Origin of the sequence: Tardiphaga sp. 20_F10_N6_6 (assembly GCF_052076045.1) — a bacterium.
GTDB classification, from domain to species: domain Bacteria; phylum Pseudomonadota; class Alphaproteobacteria; order Rhizobiales; family Xanthobacteraceae; genus Tardiphaga; species Tardiphaga robiniae.
This window is the reverse complement of record NZ_CP197239.1, coordinates 3048862-3072713: the sequence shown is the minus strand read 5'-3', so window position 1 is coordinate 3072713 and position 23852 is coordinate 3048862. Positions and strand designations below refer to the sequence as shown.

Below are 23852 nucleotides of genomic sequence, written 5' to 3'. Positions count from 1 at the left end.
GTTCGGGACAAGACAACGAAATGGAGGACCTATGGCACGCATTACGCTGAGGCAACTGCTCGATCACGCCGCCGAACATGGCTACGGCGTGCCGGCCTTCAACATCAACAACATGGAGCAGGGTCTGGCGATCATGGAGGCTGCCGCCGAGGTCGATGCGCCGGTCATCATCCAGGCCTCGCGCGGCGCGCGCTCCTACGCCAACGACTTCATGCTGGCGAGAATGATCGATGCGCTGCAGGAGATGTATCCGCAGATCCCGCTGTGCCTGCACCAGGACCACGGCAACGAAGAGTCCACCTGCGCCACCGCGCTACAGCACGGCTTTACCTCGGTCATGATGGACGGCTCGCTGAAGGCCGACGCCAAGACCGCTGCTGACTACGATTACAACGTCGACATCACGCGTCGCGTGGTCGATATCGCGCACTGGATCGGCGCCTCTGTCGAAGGCGAACTCGGTGTGCTCGGTTCATTGGAGCATGGCGGCGGCGAGCAGGAGGACGGCCACGGTGTCGAGGGCCAGGTCAGCCGCGACCAGTTGCTCACCGATCCGGATCAAGCCGTCGATTTCGTCCGTGCCACCAAGGTTGATGCGCTGGCGATCGCGATGGGGACTTCACACGGCGCCTACAAATTCTCGCGCAAGCCGGACGGCGACATTCTCGCCATGACGGTCGTCGAAGAAATTCACCGCCGGCTGCCGAATACGCATCTGGTGATGCACGGATCGTCATCGGTGCCGCAGCCTCTGCAGGACATCTTCAATCAATTTGGTGGCGAGATGCCGCAGACCTGGGGCGTACCGGTGGAGGAAATCGTGCGCGGCATCAAGCACGGCGTTCGCAAGGTCAATATCGACACCGACTGCCGCCTCGCAATGACCTCTGCCTTCCGCAAAGTCGCCGCGCAAACCAGAAGCGAATTCGATCCGCGAAAATTTCTGAAACCGGCGATGGACGCGATGCGCAACCTCTGCCGCGAACGCTTCGAACAATTCGGCACCGCGGGCCACGCCGCGAAGATCAAGGTGATTCCGCTGGCCGAAATGGCGAAGCGTTATCGCAGTGGCGCGCTCGACCCGAAGATCGGCAACATCGCGCAAGCTGCCGAGTGAACAGACCTTATTCCATCCGGTGACGCCGGATCCAAACGAGGAGGCCACCATGAATGAACATGCTTCGATCACGATCCGCGGCAAGGATCGCTACAAGTCCGGCGTCATGGAATACAAGAAGATGGGCTATTGGGAGCCCGATTATGTACCCAAGGACACCGACATCATCGCATTGTTCCGGGTGACGCCGCAGGATGGCGTCGATCCGATCGAGGCTTCGGCAGCAGTGGCCGGCGAATCCTCGACCGCGACCTGGACCGTGGTGTGGACCGACCGCCTCACGGCTGCGGAAAAATACCGCGCCAAGTGTTTTCGGGTGGATCCGGTGCCGAATTCGCCCGGCCAGTACTTTGCCTATATCGCCTACGATCTCGACCTGTTCGAGAACGGCTCGATCGCCAACCTATCGGCCTCGATCATTGGCAATGTGTTCGGCTTCAAGCCGCTGAAGGCTCTGCGATTGGAAGACATGCGGCTTCCAGTCGCTTATGTGAAGACGTTCCAGGGCCCGGCCACCGGCATCGTGGTTGAGCGAGAGCGTATGGACAAGTTCGGCCGCCCACTGCTTGGCGCGACTGTGAAGCCGAAGTTGGGTCTGTCCGGTCGTAACTACGGCCGCGTCGTCTATGAGGCGCTGAAGGGCGGGCTCGACTTCACCAAGGACGACGAGAACATCAACTCGCAGCCCTTCATGCATTGGCGCGAGCGTTTTCTCTATTGCATGGAGGCGGTCAACAAGGCGCAGGCAGCGTCCGGCGAGCTCAAGGGCACCTATCTCAACGTCACCGCCGGCACCATGGAGGACATGTACGAACGCGCCGAATTCGCCAAGCAGCTCGGCTCCGTCATCATCATGATCGACCTCGTGATCGGCTACACTGCGATTCAGTCGATGGCGAAATGGGCGCGCAAGAACGACATGATCCTGCATCTGCACCGCGCGGGGCATTCGACCTATACGCGGCAGCGCAATCATGGCGTCTCGTTCCGCGTCATTGCCAAATGGATGCGGCTCGCCGGCGTCGATCATATCCATGCCGGGACAGTCGTCGGCAAGCTCGAAGGCGATCCGGCGACGACGCGCGGCTATTACGACATCTGCCGCGAAGACTACAATCCGATGCGGCTCGAACACGGCGTGTTCTTCGAGCAGAACTGGGCCAGCCTCAACAAGATGATGCCGGTCGCGTCGGGCGGCATCCATGCCGGCCAGATGCATCAGTTGCTCGATCACCTTGGCGAAGACGTCATCCTGCAGTTTGGCGGCGGCACCATCGGTCATCCCATGGGCATCCAGGCCGGCGCCACCGCCAACCGTGTCGCGTTGGAAGCGATGATCCTCGCTCGCAACGAAGGCCGCGACTACCTGCATGAAGGCGAGGAGATTCTTGCCAAGGCGGCGATGACCTGCACGCCGCTGAAGGCGGCGCTGGAGACGTGGAAGAACGTCACCTTCAACTACGAATCCACTGACATGCCCGACTACGCCCCCAGCGCCAGCGTCTCGCTGTAAGGAGCACGATCATGCGCATTACCCAAGGCTGCTTCTCGTTCCTGCCCGATCTCACCGATGAGCAAATTTCAAAGCAGGTGCAGTATTGCCTCGCCAATGGTTGGGCCGTGAACATCGAATTCACCGACGATCCACATCCCCGCAACAATTTCTGGGAAATGTGGGGCCTGCCGATGTTCGATCTGCGCGACGCCGCCGGCGTGCTGATGGAACTGACCGAATGCCGCAAGGTGTATGGCGATCGCTACATCCGGCTGTCGGCATTCGACTCGAGTCATGGTTGGGAATCGGTGCGGCTCTCCTTCATCGTCAACCGTCCGAAGGAAGAGCCAGGTTTCCGGCTCGAGCGGCATGAGGTGGAAGGCCGCAACATCCGCTATACGACCAAATCCTATGCCGTCGATCGCCCCGAAGGCCAGCGCTACGGTGGGTCGTGAGCACGCTGACGGTGGTCGATAGCGCCGGGGACGCGCCGCCGGCGACGCAGGTCGATCTGCGCCGTGAGTTCGACGAGGTCGGCATCGGCGAGGTGCTCGATCAGCTCGATCGTGAATTGATCGGGCTGAAGCCGGTGAAAACGCGGATTCGCGAGATTGCTTCGCTGCTGCTGATCGAGCGCATCCGCAAGCGCATGGACCTGGCGTCGGGCAACCCGACGCTGCACATGTCGTTCACAGGCAATCCCGGCACCGGCAAGACTACGGTGGCGCTGCGCATCGCCAGCATCCTGCATAAACTGGGTTTCGTGCGGCGAGGGCAGGTGGTGTCGGTGACGCGCGACGAACTGGTCGGGCAATATATCGGCCATACCGCGCCGAAGACGAAGGAGATCCTAAAGAAGGCGATGGGCGGCGTGTTGTTCATCGACGAGGCCTACTACCTGCATCGGCCCGATAACGAGCGCGATTACGGCCAGGAGGCGATCGAGATCCTGCTGCAAGTGATGGAATCGCAGCGCGAGGATCTGGTAGTGATCCTCGCCGGCTACGGCGACCGCATGGACAAGTTCTTCGGCAGCAATCCTGGCTTCCGCTCGCGCATCGCCCACCATATCGATTTCCCCGACTATGCCGACGACGAATTGCTCGCCATTTCCGAAATGATGCTCGGCGATATGAATTACAAATTCAGCGCCGATGCGCGTGCGGCGTTCGTCCGCTACATCGCGCTGCGCAAGACCCAGCCGCTGTTCTCCAACGCCCGTTCGATCCGCAACGCGCTCGACCGCATGCGGCTACGTCAGGCCAACCGGCTTGTCGCCGATCTCGACCGCGTGCTGAGCGCCGACGACATCAAGTCACTGGAGGCTTCGGATGTGCTCGCGAGCCGGGTGTTCTCGAACGGTCCTGGCGGGTAATGGCACCCGACCGAACATGCTGCGAATTGGTCGAGGTCTATCTTTTGTGACCCTCGGTCTTCCTGGCAGCGCGGCGCTAGCCGGAGACTTCCGGGAATTGGACAGCTACTGGGACCGGTTTTGCCACCTAGCGACCTTCTCGCTTGAAAGAAAAGCCGCCAAATGCGGGCCAATCTCGACAGATTGAGCCAAACAAGCCATCCACCGACTCATTTGTTCAGCGAGGCTATCGGTACTTCCAGAGTGTAGATGAAGCCTGATGGTGGATAAGCCAAACGCACAGTGCCGTTCAGCTGCCGTCCGAGCGATTCCATCATGCGTGTGCCAAAGCTGCGGCGGACGGGCGGATTGACCAGCGCGCCGCCGCTTTCGATCCAGCTCAAGGTCAGTTGCTGCGACGCCTGGTCGATCGTCCAGTCGACCTTAACAATGCCACTCGGGTCCGAAAGCGCTCCGAACTTGGTGGCGTTGGTGCAAAGTTCGTTGAGCGTCATCGCTAGGGCGATAACTGCGCCCGACCCCATATCTACTTCGGGTCCTGAGACAGCGAAGCGGCCAACTCCCTTGTTGTCATAGGGCTCGGTGGCATTACGGATTGTCATCTCGAGTCCTGCACTCGCCCAACTAACTTGCATCAAGAGGTCATGAGCTCGACCGAGCGCAAGAAGCCGCCCCTCGATGGCTTGCTGCGCATGCTGGACGCTGGTGGCGGTCCGAAGGCTTTGTGAAGCGATCGCACTTACAGTTGCGAGGGTATTCTTGATGCGATGGTGCAATTCGCCGAGCACAAGCTTTTGCAGCTTGTCGGCCGCTTCCCGCTCCTTGGCGTCTATGCCGGCCTGCGCGAGCAACAGCTTGGCATCTATTCCAGCCTGTTCCAGCAATAGTCGTAAGCTGTCGTTCTCGGCGGTCAGTGTCTCTTCCGCGACAGACTGGCTTGGCCGCGTCGGATTGACGGTCAAACCTGCCTGGCCAGAGACGACCTCAAGGGTGCCTGCACCGATCATGTCCTGCAGTTCGGCGATCATTTCCTTGCTGTCGATGGGCTTACCAAAGAAGCGGCTGTTTTCCGGTTTCTCGTCGCTTGAGGGGGTTATCTGGCCGGATACCAGGATGATCTTGATCTGTGGCCAGCGTTCATGGACCGCATGAGCAAGCTTCAATCCATCCATACTACCGGGCATTTGGATGTCCGAAAACAAGAGCGAAATGTCGGATCGCGCCTCAAGCACGCTGATGGCTTGATCGGCATTCGTCGCTTCGACGGCCGTAAATCCTGCATCCTCAACGATGTCGACCGCTCGCATACGCAGCACCATCTCGTCTTCGACGACAAGCACGTTGGTCTTATCTCGAGATGATGACACCTAAGCTGCTCCCATCAAGGCGGGAGCACACACGGCCCTCAGTCACCGAGCGCCTATCGTACCGAGGTGATGTGAAGGAACCTAGCGATTTTTACATCCGAAGTCGACATAATCCTGGGATTGCCTATCACGCGTCATGTAAGGGAACATTCTGCTGGTCGATGATGCGTGTCGCGAGGAGGTCAAAAATGCGCTGCCAGGCACGCTCCTGAAAAGGCGGTGGCCCCCGACGGAATTCGCCCTGGGGCGGCGGAACCGCTCCCCGTCGATCTGGACTATGCGCTTCACCAGAAGTCAGGCGAGCTCAGTTGGTCTTGAGGTTGTAGAGCTTGCGCAATCTTTCTTGCGTGCCGTCAATCGCGCGGACTGTATTGAGCTCTGCGGTGAGCCTCAATTGCACGTCGGCCGCTCGGTGAAGTGAGAGAATGCCCCAGTTCGTCTCAAAGCGAGGGTCTGCGATCTCGTCAATGATCACGGCCGTGACGTCTTCGCAGCCGTAGCAGCTGCGGATTTGCAGCAAAGCCGCATGTTCGAGGTCGTGTCTGGAAAGCAGCGACTTCGCCATATTGGGTATTCCCTTGCGTCATCGTTTGAGCCAACCCTGAAGATCAGATCAGGCCTTTGTTTCGCAGCACGGAGAGTATGGCAGGTGACTCTAGATCATCACCAGCTTGACCTCACCGTCGTTGGCTGCAACCAGTTCCATCTGCTCGCGCGCCAGTTTCTCGATCAGCGGCCTATTGGCGTGGAAGTACCTTTTGGCCTGATCTTTGGTTGGAAACTTGGTCGTCAGGGTACACGCAATCCGGCGGTTGCCGTGTCTTATGTCGAACGCCACGCGCTGAAAGTCATCAGGCGCCTGAACCTGTGTCGAAATAGCAATCATGTTTGGATCCATAAAGCTCGGCGAAAACCCGAACTCCAGGAATATTACGACGTCTATGTGTTCAATGTATGTGGACGAGGGCGGCAAACGGCCTGAAGGCGATCTCGCTCTCGCTGCGGTTCTCCGTCGGTTAGCCCAGGATAGATTGGTATAGAGCCAGGTAGCGATCTGCCATTCTATCGACGGTAAAGTGCTCAGAAACCGCCGCCCGGCAGGCGCGTCTATCCAGTTCACCAATGCGCTCAACGGCTTGAAGAGCTTCGAGGGCGCTATTGACCAGGAAACCAGTCACGCCATCTGTGATCAATTCGGGCATCGATCCGCGGTTACGCGCGATCACCGGTGTTCCGCAGGCAAGCGCCTCAACAACTGATAACCCGAATGGTTCGTCGAAATTGATCAGGTGAAGCAATGCTCGTGCGGATCCCAGAACGCGCGTCCGCTCCAGACCTCCGACCGGACCGAGATAAGTCGCGGACCTTCCCAGTGCTGGGACCACATGACGTCGATGATAGTCCGCATCCTGAACGATACCGGCCATGATGAGGTGGCGGCCAACCGCCTCGGCAGTTGCTATCGCTTCCGCAGCCCCTTTATCGGGATGAATGCGACCGAAGAATAGAAGATCGTCGCTGCCAAGCGGATCGAAGGGAAAATCGTCGATCGGAATGCCGTGATGGATCGTTGCCGCATAGCGAAGGTCGGGATGGCGATTGGCATCGCTGATTGCGACATAATGGACACGATCCTCATACTCCTTGAAAACCGGAACAATACGGGCTGATGAAAAGCCGTGAATGGTTGTGACGACTGGCGTGTCCACAAGGCGAGAGAAGCCCAGCGGTACAAAATCTGCCTGATTGTGGATGATGTCGAATTCGCCGGCCCGCTCGAAGACATTTGCAACATGCAGGAGTTCCCACGCCTTGGCGTCGAGCGACGAGTCTTCAGAGTATGGTGCCGGGACGACACCGGCGAGATTTCCCGACGTCAAACTGTCCTTGGTGGCAAACAGTGTGACGTCAACTCCCCGCAAGAGCAGTGCCTCCGTAAGCAAGCTCGTCACGAGTTCCCACGGGCCGTAGTGTCGGGGAGGAGTTCGCCAGGATATAGGCGCTAACATCGCGACGCGCATCGTGTTTAGCCTCGCAGGATGGATGGCGGATAATCAGCTACGTCAATCCGGGCACGGCGGATATATGGCCGACGGATTGGTGGAGGCCCGCTGTAAATTGGATTGACGCGACGACTCAGGAGCGCATGGTGAATGTCATCGATGCTGGTTCGATGGTGTCATCATCACTGCAGAATGAGAGGCGCTCCGCCCGTCATCTGTCAAGAGCAAGCGCCCCGATCGCTGCAGAACGGCGCGCGGCGCCTTCGATAAACAGGTCGCGAACGACCCTTTGTCAATGCGGTTTCGAAAGTGAGGCTCGACATGGTGGCCATGTATCGCCAACCAAATCTGGAAGTCATCGTCACACCACATCCCCTGCTTTTCTGGGAATGGCAGGTGCAGGACGATGGTGATCTGTTCAACAGTGGCTTCAGCAGCACGCGGTGGAAGGCTCGGTATGATGGAAACGCAGCGCTTTTCGAGGTCCTGGCAGCCGGATTTTACTCTGAGCCTCTGTTTGACTGATTGTTAGAAGTGCCGCAACGCGGTCTTGCCCGCAAGGCAATCCGATGTTGCAGGGCTAGCGCGGTTCTTCAATAGGCGCCCAGTGCGTGGGATCAATCCGGGTGACGTTGACGCATCCTGCTTCAGCAAGGGTAATAATCCAGTCGCCGTCGTTCCTCCATGCGCGGCAAGCGGTTCGCATTTTTTCCGCCTCGGATTCCATGGCATGATCCGAATTGTCATCGTATCCGCCAGCCAGGAATATTGGCGTTCCGTCTTGTGGTGCGGTGTCTATAGGTAGCCAATTCAACGGTTCATGTCCTTGCAGTGGTGGAAGAAATAAAGCTGATGTTGTCCGACGCGATGACTACGTGCCGCGCACGCGGTTCACGTTGATTTTGCGACAATGTGGGGTGGACGTCGGTGTTTGAAGGCTGAGATGCAGAGGATTCCTTTTTCGGCTTCGTCGGCAAGAAGCATAAGTAGCCGGTACACCTCGGGACTGCTTTGGGCGGCTGCCAAACGTCTGTACCGAGCAGCACGCGCGCCGTTCATGGACAGGCCGTCGTCAGATGCTGCGTGTCTGCCAGCCTGATGGAGGTCATGTGGTCGTCCGAATGACTGGTTGCGAAGCGATAATGGCATCGAGTGCTGCTCTACCGAGTTGCCGCGCTTCATCTTCGTAAAGCGGTGATGGCATGTCGCCCATCGTATCCCAGGTCTTTCTGATTGCCTTCGCAGCAACCTCGACCGCCGCATCATATTCGGACTGCTCGTTACATCTGGCGTGCTGCGGCGTGTGTTGAAGGTCATTCACGGCACTGAATTCCAGCTCTGACATTGAGAAACCCTCTCAAGTTGAGATCGTGCAAGATCTGCTTCCGTTCAATCGAGGATTTGGCGTCACGCAGATTATGACGCGTTCTGACCGGAGGTGATTTAGCCCTGCTGAATAACGACGCGGCAACAATTAAGAAGAGCTAAGAGGAGGGACAGTAGTACCAAAGGCAGAGGCCGATCCCGGATATTGATCGTCCAACGCTCTGATATGGCCCCCCCCTTGTTGAGGGGGAAACAGTGCTCACAGACGCCGGTAGAAGCCGTGGTTCTTGCGATGATCTTTAGATCTTACGCTTCCAGTCGGAAATTACGAATGGAGGATATTATTTTGGAAGCACGAATTGTGTCGCTTCCGGTTTCTGTAGCCGATGCTTCCTCGCATCTGCGATTAGTTGCAGTTGTCCGGCTTTTCGCATGGCAAGCGTTCGCTCGTCTCCGTGAGGGAGTTGAGCAGCTGCCGCAAGCGCGATCATCGCGGCGTGCTCAGCTTCAAGGTGAGAAGCCTTCACCGTCCGGACCTGTGCTGTTGCGATTCCAAAGTACATTCGGAGGTAGGCATGGCAGTCCCGAGACATTGGGCGGGAGCGCGACCGAACTCTCTGTCACCGGTGAATGCCTAAGGAGGGCCGATGATGCGGTGCAGTAGATGCCCTTTATGTTCGGAAGTCGACCTAATTCGAAGGTTCTGATTTGCCGCCGGAATCGCTGAGGTCAATCCGCTGGACTGCCCGTGCCTTGGGTGGCTGGTTCAGGAGAATAGGGGGCCTACGGATACATGCGACCGCGGTATGGCGTAGGTGAAGAAAGTCGGATGTCGTCGTGCGGGTCTGCGTCCGGCTCTAGGCGGAGCGGCGCAGACGATATTTTCTGTCGACGACAGGTGGCGTCGCAACGAGCTTTACAGTCCACTTTGCTGCCGATGCATCCATCACGACGGATCTCACCGATCCCGTGACTGTTTGACCGTTCAGCTGAAGTGCGCGCGGCAGCCCGTGATATTGAGCCAGACGAGCGCGCCTGGCCTCGACGAGGTCCGTGATTTCGATGACCTGCATCTGCGACTCCAGAGTTGGCGCGGTACGCTCGACAAGACCCGCGCTACAGGACGGGTAGCATCGTATGGTTAATGAAATGCGTCAGATCGTCTTCAGCAATTCCGATGCTGAAGGCAAGTCAGCGGGCGGGATTGCCATCCAGATTTTGGGACCCCGTATGAGCGCTCGCGGCCCTTCATTGTCGCAAATGAGCCACTCGGTTTCGTCCCAGATGACGAGGCATGGAAATGTCTGAGGCAGCTTGTCCTTGTTTCCGCGTATCCATGTTCCACCCGCAACGATGATCCTTTCATCGTCCTTCGGTGCGGTGCTGATTGGTTGCCACCCGTCGCCCATTTGATCGCCCCTTTGTCTGCGCCTCAGTGCGACTCAAACGCGAGGCCGCAACGTCCAGTTAAAGCGTGCAGACCTTGGCTGCCACATGAAACTTGCTCCCGATTGGCATGCAGCTAGGCGATTACGGAAGGGCTGTGCATCAAGTCGCATAGTGTCGCGACGAATTTGATTGACCGTCACGGGCATAGGCGCATGGTTCCACCATGGCCTTCAATTTCACCTCCGACGTCAAATCCAAGCAAAAAGATTGCTGGCTAATTCTGAACTTCAGCGGAGAGGAGATTTCCCTGTCGTTCGACGATGCAATCGAGCTTAAGATCCAAATCAATCACGTCCTGGAAACGGGAACTCCCAACGAACGGAAGATCGTGAGCGAAGCTGACAGCTGGTCGGCGCTGTGTGTGCCAAATGCGGGCGGTTTCGGGGTTGCCTTTGTCCTGTCGGCGACGTCGACGATAAAACTATGGCTGGATGCCAGGCAGGCCGAGCGCTTTTCTGCAGAGCTTCAGACGTTTATCGATCTGGTTGGGAGTCGGAGTTGAAGGGCTTCTGGCATGGCTATGTCGAACTGGTATTGGCCGGCGTGACGTACGAAGCCAGTTACGACATCCTGGATGGCATGGTTCAATTGACCATTGGCCAGTTGATCGTGGTCGCAGAACCGCTGCCGGGTGCGACGTATGAGGAAAGTGCGCTCTACGCTTTGGAACAGTTCGCGACCGGAAAAATCGTCGCGCGGGGCTAGAGCCGCTCCCCGGGTGCTGGGTCAGCTCGCTGCCACTTCGCCTGCTTTTGTCGTCTCATAGGCAATGTCTGTCTTGTTCATGACGAGGGGTGATAGCCACCCGAGATCGACAAGGCGCTGGTATTTGCTGCGATCGATATTGCCAGCCGTATATTTTGCGCCGCCGTGCAGGACGATCTCACGGATCAGTTCCAGGTCTTCATGTGTCATGATTGCTCCATCTGGCATGATCGCCGATGCGCGTCGGAGCGCCCCGGAAGGGGATTGGACATTTTGATTGAATTTGCTGGTTCTCGATCACCGCGAACACAGCAGCGCCGTCGAGCGCATGGATCATGCGCCGGGTGCCCGTGACCTCAGATGCCGTAGCTATGCTGGCGATGCGCTCTGTTCGACTATTTCTTTCGGGGCTTTTCTGCCTCGGGGTGCATCAGGCCCTTCATGGTCGGGGCTGCTGCGATCGTCTTGGCCTTGTCCTTTTTGGGCTTCTTTACTTCGCGATTGTTCCGTTGTTCGCCTTTAGCCATGGTTTGGTCCTCCGCCCGCACTGGGCTTCGGTGACATTAGCACGTCGGTTGGGTCTCCCGGAGATTATGTTGCCTAAAGCCGCTGTCGCATCGCCGCATCGCGGGCGGACGACCGCCACCCGTCGTCCAGGCAGCAGACAGCCGCATCAATTCAGGAGATGGAAGTTTGCTTGATTGACTCCTCCCTGAATTCAGGGTTGCTATCGTTCGGAGACAACCGGGAGAACTGAAGTGACCACTGGCGTAGTAAAATGGTTCAATGCGACGAAGGGCTTCGGCTTTATCCAGCCGGACGATGGCAGCAAAGACGTCTTTGTTCACATCTCGGCCGTCGAGAAGGCGGGGCTGAGCACTTTGAATGAAGGGGCCAAGGTCAGCTTTGAGGAAGTGGCCAACCGTGGCAAGACGTCGGCAGAAAACCTTCGGGTTGGCTGATCGGGCCTCTTTTGCCTGGCGCCGCAAGTCTGGTGGCGCCCGGCTGTCGGCCAAATGACCACATAACTGGCAGCCCGTCGGACTTGTCCCGGCGGGCGTTTCGCGATGATTTCAGCGGCCGGTTGGTGTCGCGTCGGTTTTCGCGACTGATGGACAGGAATGCTCATCGGGCCAAGTGAATTCAGGCGGCCGTGCAGCTATCCATATCGTTGTGCATGATTGTCTGGCTGGCGCGGCTATCCCATTTGACCGTGACGCTACTCCAGTCCTTGGCGATGACGGTACCAAAGTCATTTTTATCGTTCTTCCAAAAGACTGTCGTTCCGAGAACGAGCGCCCTTGATTTTTCACCGGTCACTGTGCGTCTCCCAAAAGTTCTACTTGCCGTTTGGTGAAAGGTGCCAACCACGGACGAGCTGGGCGTGCTGAGAAGCCACGTCCATTGCCTCCACGGTAAAGCTAAGTCAGCTCTTATTTGTCCATCGCTGCGAGCAGGCTTCTTATATCGATCGTCGCGATGTTCGAGTAACTGTCCGAAATCGCATACGGGAAGATAATTTGATCGCCATGCCGCATTGCGCCGCATGTATAGACGACGTTCGGCACATATCCTTCGCGCTCGGACGGCGCAGGCCGAAGGAGCGGTTCGTCCAGGCGCCCCAGCACCTTCGTCGGGTCGTTTTTGTCGAGCAGTGCTGCTCCTATCGAATACTTGCGGACCGGGCCGACACCGTGGGTCAGCAATAGCCAGCCCTCATCTAATTCGATAGGTGAGCCGCAGTTGCCGATTTGAATGAACTCCCAAGGGGCGGCCGGCTTCAGGATCGGCGTGCCGCCATCCCATGTATAAAGATTATCCGAATAGATCAGGTAGAGGTTTTCATTGTCTTGCCGCGCGATCATCGCGAACCGCCCGTCGATTTTCCGGGGGAAAAGTGCCATGCCCTTGTTATGTGATGCGCTGCCTCTGAGGGCTGAAAAGCGAAACGTGACGAAGTCGGACGTCTCGATGATCTCCGAGCGAATCGCCCTGCCGCTATAGGCCGTGTACGTCGCGTAATAGACCGTTCGCTCGGAATGCTCGAATTTCACGAAGCGCGCATCCTCGATGCCGTTCGATTGCGACTCCGTAATCGGAAAAATGACCCGCTCGCTGATATCCTCGCTGCTACGAAACGTGACGGCGACATCCTCGCCGCCAGGCCCAGACCCGAGGTGTTGAATTGCTGGATTTGATGCGAGGCGTGCGGTCGGATCGATGCTCACGGTCCCGTCGGTATCTACAAGGCCGGTGCGAAATGTCAGGGATGACACATGGCCTTCTCCGACGGCGCGCAGGCTGAGGATGAAGCGCAGGGCGCCGGCTGTCGTTCCCGATTGATCGGGGTGAGGCACGATGCTCGGATTGAAGAGTGCCGATGCTTCAAACGAGTATTCACTCAGGAAATAGGCGCCGACTAGCTGACGCTGAATCGTCGTGAACCGGCTATGGCCGTGGAATGCATCTTCCATTTCGTCAGCGCGGGCCTCGAATGTCTGAAGCAGATTCCGGTGGCGGCCCAGAAAGTTTTCAAGCACGTCGGCCAACTGATGCTCTGCCTGCTCGGGACTGAGCGCAAGAATCCGGTCGACAATATGATTGGCGCGCGTCTTATCTGTCGGATTGAGATCGCGTGGCTCCGTCGCAGGTTTAAACGGCCGTACGATGACTCGGGACGCGTCGGGCCGGAGATAGAGCGCCTGGCGATTCAGTATCGGAGATGAGGGCAAAAGGAATCTCAATGGTCTGCTGAGAGGGGGAGCGCAACGTGATCAGGCCACGCGGGTGGCGGACTTGGATTGATCCTCGGCGATACGTGCCATGTGCCGAATTTCGGATAGTCCGAGCAGGTAGGATACGACTGACTCGCCGCCCCGGTTCTCATTAGCACGGTCCGGATGCAGTCCGTCACGACAGCTTCCTGTCTCCAGATCGACGAGCGGGATAGAAAGGTCATTGCTGCCGAGGAACCATGCGAAGACCCGGGCGGCTTCGCTCTTCCATTCAATGTTCTGGTCGGCGCGCCACGCCGCAAGGCTGGCCGCGATGGTGGCAGCAGCCTCGACAGGCTGTTGGTCGAAGCTGCGTGGCTGGCGCCGGATGTCGTGAAATCCCTCCGTGCCCACCGGCCTGAACTGACCGCTGGCTGAGGTCTGCTGTGTCAGCAGCCAGCGCAGGCTTCTCAGCCCGGCATTGAGATAGTCCGGCCGTTTCATCGCAGTGCCGGTGAGAATCAAAGCCTGGCAGAGTCTAGCGTTGTCATAGGAAAGTCCGTTTTCGAACCACACCCAATCGCTCGTCTCGACTTTCTCAAGAAGCGAGACGAGCCTGTCGGACAGAGCCGTCCGGATTGCATTGGCACGGCTATTGTCGGTGACGGTCGTGCAATACGCATCGAGTCCCAGCAATACGAACGCCCAAGCACGGGGCGAGAGGAAATCACCGACCTTTGGTAAGGCCTCCGCAAAGAGTGCTGCGGCCCAGGTCCGCCGAGAGGGGTTCGCATCCGAAAGAGCGCAAACGCCCAGCGCCCAAAGCGTGCGCCCATGACTGTCTTCCGATCCGCTTTCTTCCAGCCAGCTGCGATCGAAAGCCATGAAATTTCGAAACCGGTGCGTTTCGGGATTCCACGCATGCTGGACGAAAGCCGCAAAGCGGGAGGTCAGGACCTCCGACAGACGTAGTTCCCCGGGCGTGTTCAACGCGCATGCCAGCAGTAGCGCGCGGGCATTGTCGTCGATGCAATAGCCATGCAAGCGATCCGGAACACTGTGAACCGCATGCTGGAACAGTCCGGTGTCGTCGCACATCGACAGGAAGTGACCAATCTGCATCTCGGGAGGCGCGCGACTATCTCGCAGGAGCGTACTCGTATCCGACTTTGCAATGGTCTTGAGCCGGTGGCGGCGACCCGCGTTCTCGAAAACGGACATATATCGATCGGCCGTCCGTTCCCAGGTCATGGAGCGGCTGCTGGCATAGGCGCGCTTGCGCATCGCTTGGCGCAGTGGCGCATTGATCAGGAGCTTTTCGATCTCGACGCCGATCGCATTCGCATCCGCGAACGGGACGATAATGCCGCGGCCATCGGCAAGCAGTTCGCGGGCATGCCAATAGGGAGTCGATACCACAGCCTTTCCCAAGCCAAAACTATAGGCCAGGGTGCCTGACGTCATCTGAGATTCGTTCAGATAAGGCGTGACATAGACATCGCACATCGAGATGAAATCGAGCAGGGTCTCCTGGTCAACGAAACGATCAAGGAAGACCACGTGATCCGCGACGCCAGCTTCGCGGGCCCTTGCAATGAGGGATTCGCGATAGGCCTCGCCTTCGTCATGTACCAGATTTGGATGGGTTGCGCCCAATACGACATAGACTGCACCCGGACAGGTGCTCAGGATGGACGGCATCGCATCGATCATGAATTCGATGCCCTTATTGGGCGAAAGCAGGCCGAAAGTCAGAATGACAGACCTGCCGGCAAAGCCGAGCCTCGTTTTTGCATCGTCGGGCTCCACAAAAGCGAATTCCGGAATTCCATGTGGAATGATCTCGATCTTCTCTTCGGTGACCTGATAGATGGTTCGAAGCAGTTCCCGACCTTTCTCCGCCATCACCACCACTTTCGACGACATCTCGACAACGCGTGTGAAGACATCCTTTTGTGCGGCGGTGGGCTCTGCAAGAACCGTATGAAGTGTCGTCACGATCGGCATCTTGAGTAGCGAGAGAAGCTGGATGATATCGCTCCCGGCTTCGCCGCCGAAGATACCGAACTCATGTTGAAGCGACACCACGTCGAAATGGCCGCTGTTCAGGAATTCCGCTGCACGTATGTAGTCGTTGATCAGCTCGTCATTGATCTGAATGCCAACGGTGGCTGGATAGTCATAGAAATGACCGTGATCGGTCATCGCCACGATGACGGTTTTGGAGTCTGCGCGGGCGGCTGCTACTGCGCTTTGCAGATCGGTGGTGAACGTGGCGATCCCACATCGGCGTGGAAGTGAATTGCCAATGAATGCAATGCGGCTGAACACCGTCAATCTGCTGCCTCGCGATTTCAATGTTGAAAGGGCAATCGCTCAAAATTGGCAATGCTGCGCCAGCCGCGGCATATCGGACAATTTCGTGACAAAAGCAGCGCGCGCTCGGCAGGGACCATCAGGGTCATCAATGCGCGCGAGCGCAGGGTGCGCTCTTTCTTCGCGAATAGCCATCAGTATCTTCGAGGGCTGGGAGGCGGAACAAGTCGGTGGGAGGTTGGCGAGAGAGCGGTGATAATAAATCGGTCTTTAAGCGCCAGCCGTGGTAACGCTTGGGCTCACACAGCGGGAGTACGATATGGCCAAGGGAAATCGCGAAACCAAGAAGCCGAAGAAGGTGCCGGTCAAGACGATCGCTGCTGCAGAGAGCCTCAAGGGCGGCGGTCCCAAGATCATGCCGGCACTGGGGGCGGTCAGAAAGAAATAGTATCACTCCTCGCGCGGTAGCACTGGACGCTTCCCGTCCGGCGTTGAACAGAGAACCCGCTCACGCGGCGACGATGCGCCAACGTTACGTCATCGAAATGTTCACAGATCGAGGAAAGACATGTCGATCAAGTCGACCATTCGAGATGCATACGGCACGCCTGCGATGTTCGCCGGCTCCAAGACAGGGCAGGAAGATGCACCGTTTGTTTTCATCAATGTTGGCGGCGAGGAACGTCGGATGAGATCTGCCGAGTGGGAAGCGCTGCCGCCATGGCTAGGCGAGCGCCCGGCCTGGGCAGGCAAAGGCTGATATTCGAGGTCTCTCCCCGCCTGCTGGAACGTAAGTGCATACGGCGACTTGTCGGGCTTGAACAATACCAACCAGAAAATATGAGGCCCTGCAGTAGCGGGACCTTTTTATTGGAGGACGCCCATGGCCGATGGCATTGCTCTATCCGCACCGTCAGCATCTCTCTCGGAGGCTTCAGGTCTGACCTTGTCGGCCACCCGCAAGCGGCGCGCGTAAAAGCTGGCGAACGAACCGTCAACAGTTGTTCAGAATGAGCAGAAAAACGCTGTTCAGAACGAAAATGGCGCAAAGTCGATAAGGAATTGAAATCGCTTGCTAAAACATGGCTGGGGCGGGAGGATTCGAACCTCCGCATGGGGGAATCAAAATCCTAGCCGGCAGGCTGACACATGCCGCCATGTTACGACTGTACTACCTGAAGCTCTTTGTTTTCATTGACTTAGCGCATTTCCATCCCGACTGTGCCCGTCAGCAGTATGGCACACGGGGTCGACTCGGGGTCGACTTAGGAATCGCATGTCTGTCCAAAAAATAACTAAGCGCGTAGTCGACGCTGCCTCGCCTCCCACCGACATTATACGCGACACTGAGGTGAAGGGCTTCCTGCTTATCGTCTCAAAAAACGGACATAAGACTTACGGTATCGAATATCGTGTAGGAAATGGACGCGGCGCACCGAAGCGCCGGTATTCAATCGGCGCTCACGGTTCACCATGGACGCCGGATCAAGCTCGCTCCGAAGCGAAGCGGCTACTCTCGCTTGTCGCTCAAGGCACTGATCCACTCACCTCCCGTTACGCCCATCTGGAAGAGATGACGCTTAAAGAGCTGTGTGAGCATTACCTCAAGGAGGGTACCACTCATAAGAAGATTAGCACCCTTCGTGGAGACAAAAGTCGAATCAACCACTACCTGATTCCGCAATTAGGCAAGCGGCCGATTTCATCTGTTCAGCGAGCAGATGTGGAGCGGCTCGTCAGGGAAGTCTCCACGATGCCTGCCAAGATGAAAGCCAAAAAGCCCAAAGGCGGAATCATCGGAGGTCCCGGCGCAGCTTTTCAGTGCTTGGCTGTTCTTGGCGCAATTTACTCCTTCGCAGTCCGTAGGGGCTTGTGCAAATTTAACCCGACCAGCGGCGTCAAAAAGCCACCCGTCCGCAAGATGGAACGCTTCCTATCGGACAGTGAGGTCGCGGCCCTCGGCGATGCGTTGGCCACAGAGGAGAAAGCATCGGGCACCCTACATTTAGCCGCTGCAATCAAATTGTTGCTGCTGACGGGATGTCGGAAGGGTGAGATTCTCGATTTGCACTGGAAGGATGTCGATTTTGAAAACCGGTGCCTTCGCCTTCGGGATAGCAAAACGGGTGCTAAGATTGTCTATCTCAACGACGGTGCTTTAAACATCCTTAGGCGATTGCCGAAAGTTGACGGAAATCCATTCGTGATCGTTGGCTCGAAGGTCGACAGTGGGCACGCCGGGATTGACGGCGTATGGCACCGCGTTCGGCGCGGTGCAAAGCTTACCGACGTTCGGCTCCATGACCTTCGGCATTCGTTCGCCAGCATCGCTGTCAAAAACGGTCTAAGCCTGCCAATCGTTGGCGCCCTACTTGGTCATAAGCACCCTGTGACGACGATGAGATATGCGCATCTCGCGGCCGAACCTCTGCGCTCGGCGGTCGACACAATCGGAATGAATATCGCCCTCGACACACCTGATGATTCGAGCAAACCGTTGTAAGTGGCGACCGGAAGCTCGCGTTCGGATAAAATCGTAAAATCAACGATTAATGCGGGCCTTGATTGCGTTCGCGAAGCGCTGGTGCGCGGTTATCGTTGGTTCAAAGTTGGGAGGCGCCGCTTGCGTCAGATACGCAAGGTGCCGCGAGTTCTTCGAGTGGGAGACTAGCCCATCGTTCTATACCATGGATCTTGGATAACATTGACAGCTGCGATCTATTGGTCAAAGCTTCAATTTTTGGTTGAAACGTTGAGGCCTGCTTGCCTGATTGTGCCGCATTTTAGTTCATGACTGGTGCTCATTCCGTTCCGAAGAGCTTTGCAAGTCGTTCGAGCAATTGACCGGCCAAACGCCGAGTTCTCTGCGTAGAAAGTACTGGCATTTACTGCCAGAACTCTCGCATGTGAGGAATCGCACAGCTGCCGCATGGATGGAATATGCGAATCGGAACAGCGTATGCGAATAATGTTGAAGAACCGCTCGCGCAAACAGAGCCTGAGTATTGCATTTTGACGGAGCGTTTTCCACGACGCGGTGACCCCACAGGTGAGATATGCTTAAGCGCTGGTCTATCGAAAATTTCAAATCTTTTGCTGGGCGAACCGATTTAGCACTTGCTCCCATCACGATTTTCGCTGGCGCAAACAGCAGCGGAAAGAGTTCGATCATTCAAAGTATCTTACTGCTGAAGCAAACGCTTCAATACGCCCCCCCGAGCCGGTCAATGGCGTTGAACGGCCCGTTGGTGAAGCTCGGAACGTTTGATGATATCAAGAACTCGAAGTCCGATGCGGGCTACATAGGGATTGCTTGGGCGATGGATGTAGAAAATACATCCCAGCGGCTGAGATCTTCCTACGATACGTACTCCGATCAATTCTATTATGTCGGACGAGATAATGTTTCGACCGTCACTGGTGATTTTAGGTGGGATGCGGCCCCGTCCTTGGGGGTGGTCGGTCCAGCAATTAAGCTCGTGAGCGCTGATCTGCTTCAACTGAATCCGCGAATTCTTACCACTGCTCTATTGGCAACATCGAACGAAACCGATGCTCCCCCGGTCATGTTGTCGATGGAGCGTCAGCCGGATAGTAAGCTCACGGTCGAGGTTATCGACGATTTGTCTGAAGCCGAGGTCTTCGATACAAAGCCCGAATGTTCGATTGTGGGTGGGACTTTGCGACACTTCTTTCCTGCCGCAGTTGCCGTGAATTTCAACGCGACACTCAATCGCGCTCGTGAGATGGCTAAATTGATATGCGGGGAAAATAGTTTCCTAACGTATCGGCAGCGCGACATCGGGAAGCACGAAGTTTCAGCAGAAATCGCGAACGAGATATTCGTTATACTCACCGGCGAATCTCGTACAGCAAACCTTTCGTTGTTCCCCGAGTTAGATAGATCAACGAACGTCGAAGAGATCGCCAACCGTTACAGGCGTTACCGTCTTGGTCACCGCTCAAAGCAGAGCGAGATGAAGATTACACGAACGCCGAATGAGCTCCGCACAGAAATTGAGGCGGTTCTCTTTCGCGATCAAACGTCTCAGTTCAAAACTGAACTTAACTTCCCCGGGATTCTTAACGAAGGCGAACAATACGCTGCACAGTATTTCATATCGTCTGTAAGATATCTCGGCCCGCTTCGCGATGAACCTAAACCCATCTATCCGCTCGAAGCGCTGGCAAGCACAACGGAGGTGGGATTTAAGGGGGAGCACACTGCTGCCGTCCTCGACTTGCATAGGGACAAGTCGGTGCGATACTTGCCAAGCTCCTTTATGACGAAGGATGGTTTCAACCTAAATTCCAAGTATGTAACATTGCACGATGCTGTAGTTGACTGGTTGACGTACGTGGGTGTGGCGAGCGAGGTGTCAACTGAAGATCGCGGGAAGGTTGGGCACCAACTTCAAGTCAAGACGGAGGGGCTAGATCGCTTTCATGATCTGACCAATGTTGGCGTCGGTGTCAGTCAAGTGCTGCCTATCATCGTTTCGGCGCTGCTCGCTGAATCCCCGGCACTTTTGATCTTCGAGCAGCCCGAACTTCATCTGCATCCCAAAGTTCAGGCAAGGTTGGCTGATTTTTTCCTTTCGGTTGCGTTGATTGGAAAGCAATGCATCCTCGAAACACACAGTGAATATCTCATTGATAGATTCCGCCACCGAGTCGCGGCAGCAGCGGGTGATTCATTAGTAGGCACAACAAAAATCTACTTTACCGAACGAGATGGGGGCACGACAAAGTGTCGTGAGGTCCCTGTGACCAGATACGGAGCCATCTCAGATTGGCCCAAGGACTTCTTTGAGCAATCTCAAATGGAGTCCGAAGCAATTCTTCGAGCTGCCGCCGCAAAGCGCCAAACTGAAAAGAACGCTCGGAAGCAATGATTTTAAATTTCGATCCGGCACTGTTGGCTGTGCCAAATCATGCAACTAGTCAGGATGAGGCCGAACAGATAATCGGCCGTCTCAAGTATTGGGCTAAGCCGTGTTTTTTTGGAGGAGAATTTCGCGCCCTGCTTCCATCGTCCACTTTGGATTTTCTGGCAGATAACGGTTTCTTCCCCAGCCCGCCAAACATTTCGACGTTGTTGGATAGTTGGAATTTACGTCACGTATATTCAACTGAGGATGTCAGGCGCTCGATCAATTTCATTCTGAGCCGAGCAGGGGCGATAGAAGATGTTATTGATGTTGAAGTAACGGAGGCGCTGTATGAGTCCTCGGTCCCTGATGTTTCTGCGTACCAGCAACGCCCCCTGCTTTTTGATGCAACACTTCGAATGTTGGTTACTCTCGCTCTGCAGACGTTAACGCCAAAGTCGGACGTGTGTGGAAATGTGGTAGTATCGAGCTTTGCAGGGCATGCGGGCCTGATCTCGTTGAAGGCAACCGCGCTAGAGGGAGCGGTAATAAGTTCGGTCGGCGATGTCGATTTCCCTCTCAGTACAAAGCATAGTTACCTTCTCGTGGAGAACGTTAGGGAGTTGGCGCTCAGTTTTGGTGCGCGCGCCTTGTGGTCGCGTGCTGGCGATGCGGACGGTTTGCATTTTGCAATTGTGGTTGAGATCTTGCAGCTTCTTGCGACTAACAATCCCGGATTGCAGGCGAATGTGCCGAAGTTTAGAATCGGATCAGGTTTCTTTACATCGGCACAGAGCCACGGTGCGATAGGAGCAAGTGCAGCCAACGGCGATTTGTTGAGAGAGGCCTGCGCAAGGATAGCAGTTGGTCAGCCAAAAAATGAGATCGGAGACCTAAAGCGTGCGGACCACAAAGGTGATCTGCACCCCGTTGTCCGAAGCGCGGATGGTGCAGCAGCGCGTCGAACTCATTTGCAGAAAAGCCACGAGGCGTTGCGCTTGATGTTCTGGGAACATAAAGACGGAAGCATTGAATTCGCAAACATAGGACCCAAAAATGAACTTGAAATCATCGAGGGCTCCGGCGTGTGTGTGACGGAGCACGCATGCTGGTCGGATGATGGAGATTGATTGGTTTGATTAGTCGTGCCGAGGACGTGAACCGAAGAAAATCCGGTAATCCGTCCCAACAGTAGTAGCTGTGGCTGCTAGACCGCGATGTGATCCGTTATCGAATGCGTCTGATAGTGTTAGCCAAATCGGCGAGCCGCCTCGCCGTTTGCCACCCGGACGAAGCGGGTGACAAGGAGAACTGATTTATCTTTCGCGCATTCTAAAGTTGTGGCCAATCCATGACTGATTTAAAGGTTTCGAATGAAGATACAGCTTCGTCGAGTTCATCGCGACGTAGAAGGCAGATAAAGGCAGCAAACGATCTCGCCTGGCAATTGATCGAGCGCTGCGGATTAAACTCAATGTCCGTGAATCCCATCCATTCCTCTCGTTCGCTGATCCACGCTCGGTGCGGATACAAGGCACCGAAGTAAAGCCAGTCATAGAAGACCGTAGGTGGCGAAAGGGGAAAGTCGGTCCCATGAAGCCTAAAGCCGACAAGTCGACCTGATGTTTTCAAACGCTCGTCTCGTTTTGCCTCACGACTATCGACCCAATACAATTCTTCAAACGGTCCACCATGCTCAAAGACTTTGCTGCCTTGAAAAGCGCATTCAACCGTAGTTTCTCTTTCATCAATTTTAGTTTTCAAATGGAAAGCGCTTAGACTCCGTCCGATCTTGAATTCGGACTTGCTCGATATTTCGAGAAGCGGAGACAGATTATGAGTTTCCGCTGCGGCCAAGTGAAGTTCGGCCACATTCTTTTTCTTTTGGGAAGCTGCGAGTCCAGAGTGCCACTTGAAGCTTATAGCAATCTCTTCAACAAGTAGCCTTCCAGATGTTGTTGGCACAAAGACTGGTCGTTCAGCCATGGTCTCGATCAGTCACAGTTATAAGCCATGTATTATCGCCTCCACGGGTACTCGATCCGGAATAAGAATCTCGTATTTTTCCGCTGCTTGCAATCGCGTCTGTATTTCCGGCAATTTCCAGTCAGTGCGTTTGTAAAGGACATCTAGATCTAGGCCGTCAAGCGCCTCGGCAGCGGATACGCGCACAACTCCATGTTGATTGGAGGCGGCATTCGTAATCATTACCCCCGGAAATTTCAAAACTTCGGGGCTGATATGAAGATAGACAGGATTTAGGCCCCGCTGAGTTCGCGCGATGTATTGCATAGGGTGGCCGGTGGTGAAGCAAAGGCATACATATTGGTCGGTGCCTTTGGCCGCGTCAGTCGCAAGACTGTTTGCGTCGCCGCCCGTCGCAACATCCTTTAGAAGATTTTTCTGGCGTAATTGCTGCGTAGACAGCAACCCATGCGTTCGTATTGATCCGATATTACTCTGGTCGGTGAAATGATAGAAGCGCCTATGTTGAGTGCTTGTGCGCACGAAATCTGCCAAAAACTTCTCGATATCCATTGAGTTGGCTCCCAGGTAATGATCACCCTTAAATAGATTGTGTGATAAATTGCAACCTTCGTAGACATGGGATATCACTTCTTTGATTTCGAAATGGATTGTAGAAGGCTCTACGCTTACCTACTAAACAGGGCGCGACCCTATGGATCGGTTTGACCACGTTTGGGCCCAAAAGCAGATCCCGGTCATTGTCCGAAGAACTGGGAAGGGTGAATTGCTCCAGATGCGACTGCCATATTCGGGCGACAATCGGCAGTGGATCAGAAATAGTCGGAAGACTCATCCCGAGTGGGTCGCGTCTAAAGGCTATTGGGAATTGCCAAAAGCTTGGTTCAACGACCTTGTTGATCGATGCCTAGTTCGCTTCAAGAGCGTTTACATCATCCAGCCATACCAAGAGCAAGAAAAGTGCTCCCCAGCTTGTCAGAATGCTGTAGGCCACGAGTGCCAGTGTTCGTGCATGGGTCTGCATCATGGTGCTGGCAACGACGGTAGCTGGTTTGAGGTCTCGGAAACATTCTCAACTCGCTGGCAATCCCGAGAACTGGCGTGTCGGCTCCTTACTGAAAAGAAGGG

Annotated in this window: 26 protein-coding genes; 13 read left to right on the top strand and 13 right to left on the bottom strand. The window is 55.9% G+C overall.

Annotated features, from left to right (window positions below):
• Positions 1-31: 31 nt before the first annotated feature.
• The 4 genes from fba to cbbX are packed head-to-tail and all read left to right on the top strand — an operon-like array spanning position 32 to position 3987.
• On the top strand, positions 32-1117 hold the full coding sequence (gene fba, locus AB7813_RS14885) for a class II fructose-bisphosphate aldolase (protein ID WP_439064924.1): 1086 nt from the start codon (positions 32-34) through the stop codon (positions 1115-1117).
• Positions 1118-1166: 49 nt separating this feature from the next.
• Positions 1167-2630 carry a form I ribulose bisphosphate carboxylase large subunit gene (locus tag AB7813_RS14880; RefSeq protein ID WP_439084137.1) on the top strand — a complete coding sequence of 488 codons (1464 nt, stop codon included), beginning with the start codon at positions 1167-1169 and terminating at the stop codon, positions 2628-2630.
• Between the two features lie 11 nt (positions 2631-2641).
• Positions 2642-3067: a ribulose bisphosphate carboxylase small subunit gene (locus AB7813_RS14875; RefSeq protein WP_068729086.1), complete on the top strand. Its 426-nt coding sequence runs from the start codon at positions 2642-2644 to the stop codon at positions 3065-3067.
• A gap of 5 nt (positions 3068-3072) precedes the next feature.
• Positions 3073-3987 (top strand): CbbX protein, encoded by a 915-nt coding sequence (gene cbbX / locus AB7813_RS14870; RefSeq protein ID WP_439089212.1) that lies wholly within the window; start codon positions 3073-3075, stop codon positions 3985-3987.
• A 209-nt stretch (positions 3988-4196) separates the two neighbouring features.
• Here the strand turns inward: cbbX and AB7813_RS14865 are convergent, their stop codons facing one another.
• From AB7813_RS14865 to AB7813_RS14850, 4 genes are all read right to left on the bottom strand, one after another.
• Positions 4197-5327 (bottom strand): sensor histidine kinase, encoded by a 1131-nt coding sequence (locus AB7813_RS14865; RefSeq protein WP_309943611.1) that lies wholly within the window; start codon positions 5325-5327, stop codon positions 4197-4199.
• A 331-nt stretch (positions 5328-5658) separates the two neighbouring features.
• Positions 5659-5919 carry a hypothetical protein gene (locus tag AB7813_RS14860; RefSeq protein ID WP_089266051.1) on the bottom strand — a complete coding sequence of 87 codons (261 nt, stop codon included), beginning with the start codon at positions 5917-5919 and terminating at the stop codon, positions 5659-5661.
• A 90-nt stretch (positions 5920-6009) separates the two neighbouring features.
• Entirely contained in the window at positions 6010-6240 is a 231-nt protein-coding gene (locus AB7813_RS14855) for a hypothetical protein (RefSeq protein ID WP_441228235.1), read from the bottom strand.
• A gap of 130 nt (positions 6241-6370) precedes the next feature.
• Positions 6371-7306 (bottom strand): glycosyltransferase family 4 protein, encoded by a 936-nt coding sequence (locus tag AB7813_RS14850; protein ID WP_439084138.1) that lies wholly within the window; start codon positions 7304-7306, stop codon positions 6371-6373.
• 372 nt (positions 7307-7678) lie between these two features.
• Between AB7813_RS14850 and AB7813_RS14845 the strand changes: the two genes are divergently transcribed.
• Positions 7679-7882 carry a hypothetical protein gene (locus tag AB7813_RS14845; RefSeq protein ID WP_439084139.1) on the top strand — a complete coding sequence of 68 codons (204 nt, stop codon included), beginning with the start codon at positions 7679-7681 and terminating at the stop codon, positions 7880-7882.
• A gap of 580 nt (positions 7883-8462) precedes the next feature.
• Here AB7813_RS14845 and AB7813_RS14840 read toward each other — a convergent pair.
• Entirely contained in the window at positions 8463-8702 is a 240-nt protein-coding gene (locus AB7813_RS14840) for a hypothetical protein (protein ID WP_093756916.1), read from the bottom strand.
• Positions 8703-9540: 838 nt separating this feature from the next.
• Positions 9541-9756 carry a hypothetical protein gene (locus AB7813_RS14835; RefSeq protein WP_147421564.1) on the bottom strand — a complete coding sequence of 72 codons (216 nt, stop codon included), beginning with the start codon at positions 9754-9756 and terminating at the stop codon, positions 9541-9543.
• Positions 9757-10295: 539 nt separating this feature from the next.
• Between AB7813_RS14835 and AB7813_RS14830 the strand changes: the two genes are divergently transcribed.
• Together AB7813_RS14830 and AB7813_RS14825 are read left to right on the top strand one after the other, a co-directional pair.
• On the top strand, positions 10296-10634 hold the full coding sequence (locus tag AB7813_RS14830) for a hypothetical protein (RefSeq protein ID WP_068734854.1): 339 nt from the start codon (positions 10296-10298) through the stop codon (positions 10632-10634).
• A complete protein-coding gene (locus AB7813_RS14825; RefSeq protein ID WP_089266057.1) occupies positions 10631-10837 on the top strand; it encodes a hypothetical protein in 207 nt (68 codons plus the stop codon). Before AB7813_RS14830 ends, AB7813_RS14825 begins: the two co-directional genes overlap by 4 nt.
• 21 nt (positions 10838-10858) lie before the next feature.
• Here AB7813_RS14825 and AB7813_RS14820 read toward each other — a convergent pair whose 3' ends face one another.
• Together AB7813_RS14820 and AB7813_RS14815 are read right to left on the bottom strand one after the other, a co-directional pair.
• Positions 10859-11047 carry a hypothetical protein gene (locus tag AB7813_RS14820; protein ID WP_089266058.1) on the bottom strand — a complete coding sequence of 63 codons (189 nt, stop codon included), beginning with the start codon at positions 11045-11047 and terminating at the stop codon, positions 10859-10861.
• Positions 11048-11232: 185 nt separating this feature from the next.
• Positions 11233-11364 carry a hypothetical protein gene (locus AB7813_RS14815; RefSeq protein ID WP_256461247.1) on the bottom strand — a complete coding sequence of 44 codons (132 nt, stop codon included), beginning with the start codon at positions 11362-11364 and terminating at the stop codon, positions 11233-11235.
• Positions 11365-11595: 231 nt separating this feature from the next.
• On the opposite strand from AB7813_RS14815, the gene AB7813_RS14810 reads away from it, so the two are divergent.
• Positions 11596-11799: a cold-shock protein gene (locus tag AB7813_RS14810; RefSeq protein ID WP_068734860.1), complete on the top strand. Its 204-nt coding sequence runs from the start codon at positions 11596-11598 to the stop codon at positions 11797-11799.
• A gap of 181 nt (positions 11800-11980) precedes the next feature.
• Here AB7813_RS14810 and AB7813_RS14805 read toward each other — a convergent pair whose 3' ends face one another.
• From AB7813_RS14805 to AB7813_RS14795, 3 genes are all read right to left on the bottom strand, one after another.
• A complete protein-coding gene (locus tag AB7813_RS14805) occupies positions 11981-12157 on the bottom strand; it encodes a hypothetical protein (RefSeq protein WP_158596714.1) in 177 nt (58 codons plus the stop codon).
• A gap of 113 nt (positions 12158-12270) precedes the next feature.
• Positions 12271-13569 carry a glycoside hydrolase family 130 protein gene (locus tag AB7813_RS14800; RefSeq protein ID WP_439084140.1) on the bottom strand — a complete coding sequence of 433 codons (1299 nt, stop codon included), beginning with the start codon at positions 13567-13569 and terminating at the stop codon, positions 12271-12273.
• Between the two features lie 42 nt (positions 13570-13611).
• Positions 13612-15888 (bottom strand): glycosyltransferase family 4 protein, encoded by a 2277-nt coding sequence (locus AB7813_RS14795; RefSeq protein WP_439064920.1) that lies wholly within the window; start codon positions 15886-15888, stop codon positions 13612-13614.
• Positions 15889-16186: 298 nt separating this feature from the next.
• Between AB7813_RS14795 and AB7813_RS14790 the strand changes: the two genes are divergently transcribed.
• The 5 genes from AB7813_RS14790 to AB7813_RS14770 all read left to right on the top strand — a co-directional run bounded on the left by AB7813_RS14790 (position 16187) and on the right by AB7813_RS14770 (position 21868).
• Complete coding sequence (locus AB7813_RS14790) at positions 16187-16315, top strand: hypothetical protein (protein ID WP_256461248.1); 129 nt, start codon at positions 16187-16189, stop codon at positions 16313-16315.
• Between the two features lie 120 nt (positions 16316-16435).
• A complete protein-coding gene (locus tag AB7813_RS14785) occupies positions 16436-16627 on the top strand; it encodes a hypothetical protein (RefSeq protein WP_439064919.1) in 192 nt (63 codons plus the stop codon).
• Between the two features lie 516 nt (positions 16628-17143).
• Positions 17144-18370, top strand: a complete 1227-nt coding sequence (locus tag AB7813_RS14780; RefSeq protein WP_441228234.1) for a tyrosine-type recombinase/integrase — start codon at positions 17144-17146, stop codon at positions 18368-18370.
• Between the two features lie 553 nt (positions 18371-18923).
• Complete coding sequence (locus tag AB7813_RS14775) at positions 18924-20762, top strand: DUF3696 domain-containing protein (RefSeq protein WP_441228233.1); 1839 nt, start codon at positions 18924-18926, stop codon at positions 20760-20762.
• Positions 20759-21868 (top strand): hypothetical protein, encoded by a 1110-nt coding sequence (locus AB7813_RS14770; RefSeq protein ID WP_441228232.1) that lies wholly within the window; start codon positions 20759-20761, stop codon positions 21866-21868. Before AB7813_RS14775 ends, AB7813_RS14770 begins: the two co-directional genes overlap by 4 nt.
• 202 nt (positions 21869-22070) lie before the next feature.
• Here the strand turns inward: AB7813_RS14770 and AB7813_RS14765 are convergent, their stop codons facing one another.
• Positions 22071-22724, bottom strand: a complete 654-nt coding sequence (locus tag AB7813_RS14765) for a DarT1-associated NADAR antitoxin family protein (RefSeq protein WP_441228231.1) — start codon at positions 22722-22724, stop codon at positions 22071-22073.
• Between the two features lie 18 nt (positions 22725-22742).
• Positions 22743-23276: a DarT ssDNA thymidine ADP-ribosyltransferase family protein gene (locus AB7813_RS14760; protein ID WP_441228230.1), complete on the bottom strand. Its 534-nt coding sequence runs from the start codon at positions 23274-23276 to the stop codon at positions 22743-22745.
• Positions 23277-23852 lie beyond the last annotated feature (576 nt).

Coding starts and splice junctions, on each gene's coding strand:
- fba (WP_439064924.1), top strand. CDS start 32: ATGGCACGCATTACGCTGAGGCAACTGCTCGATCACGCCGCCGAACAT.
- AB7813_RS14880 (WP_439084137.1), top strand. CDS start 1,167: ATGAATGAACATGCTTCGATCACGATCCGCGGCAAGGATCGCTACAAG.
- AB7813_RS14875 (WP_068729086.1), top strand. CDS start 2,642: ATGCGCATTACCCAAGGCTGCTTCTCGTTCCTGCCCGATCTCACCGAT.
- AB7813_RS14860 (WP_089266051.1), bottom strand. CDS start 5,919: ATGGCGAAGTCGCTGCTTTCCAGACACGACCTCGAACATGCGGCTTTG.
- AB7813_RS14855 (WP_441228235.1), bottom strand. CDS start 6,240: ATGATTGCTATTTCGACACAGGTTCAGGCGCCTGATGACTTTCAGCGC.
- AB7813_RS14845 (WP_439084139.1), top strand. CDS start 7,679: ATGGTGGCCATGTATCGCCAACCAAATCTGGAAGTCATCGTCACACCA.
- AB7813_RS14840 (WP_093756916.1), bottom strand. CDS start 8,702: ATGTCAGAGCTGGAATTCAGTGCCGTGAATGACCTTCAACACACGCCG.
- AB7813_RS14835 (WP_147421564.1), bottom strand. CDS start 9,756: ATGCAGGTCATCGAAATCACGGACCTCGTCGAGGCCAGGCGCGCTCGT.
- AB7813_RS14830 (WP_068734854.1), top strand. CDS start 10,296: ATGGCCTTCAATTTCACCTCCGACGTCAAATCCAAGCAAAAAGATTGC.
- AB7813_RS14820 (WP_089266058.1), bottom strand. CDS start 11,047: ATGACACATGAAGACCTGGAACTGATCCGTGAGATCGTCCTGCACGGC.
- AB7813_RS14815 (WP_256461247.1), bottom strand. CDS start 11,364: ATGGCTAAAGGCGAACAACGGAACAATCGCGAAGTAAAGAAGCCCAAA.
- AB7813_RS14790 (WP_256461248.1), top strand. CDS start 16,187: ATGGCCAAGGGAAATCGCGAAACCAAGAAGCCGAAGAAGGTGCCGGTC.
- AB7813_RS14785 (WP_439064919.1), top strand. CDS start 16,436: ATGTCGATCAAGTCGACCATTCGAGATGCATACGGCACGCCTGCGATG.
- AB7813_RS14780 (WP_441228234.1), top strand. CDS start 17,144: ATGTCTGTCCAAAAAATAACTAAGCGCGTAGTCGACGCTGCCTCGCCT.
- AB7813_RS14775 (WP_441228233.1), top strand. CDS start 18,924: ATGCTTAAGCGCTGGTCTATCGAAAATTTCAAATCTTTTGCTGGGCGA.
- AB7813_RS14770 (WP_441228232.1), top strand. CDS start 20,759: ATGATTTTAAATTTCGATCCGGCACTGTTGGCTGTGCCAAATCATGCA.
- AB7813_RS14765 (WP_441228231.1), bottom strand. CDS start 22,724: ATGGCTGAACGACCAGTCTTTGTGCCAACAACATCTGGAAGGCTACTT.
- AB7813_RS14760 (WP_441228230.1), bottom strand. CDS start 23,276: ATGGATATCGAGAAGTTTTTGGCAGATTTCGTGCGCACAAGCACTCAA.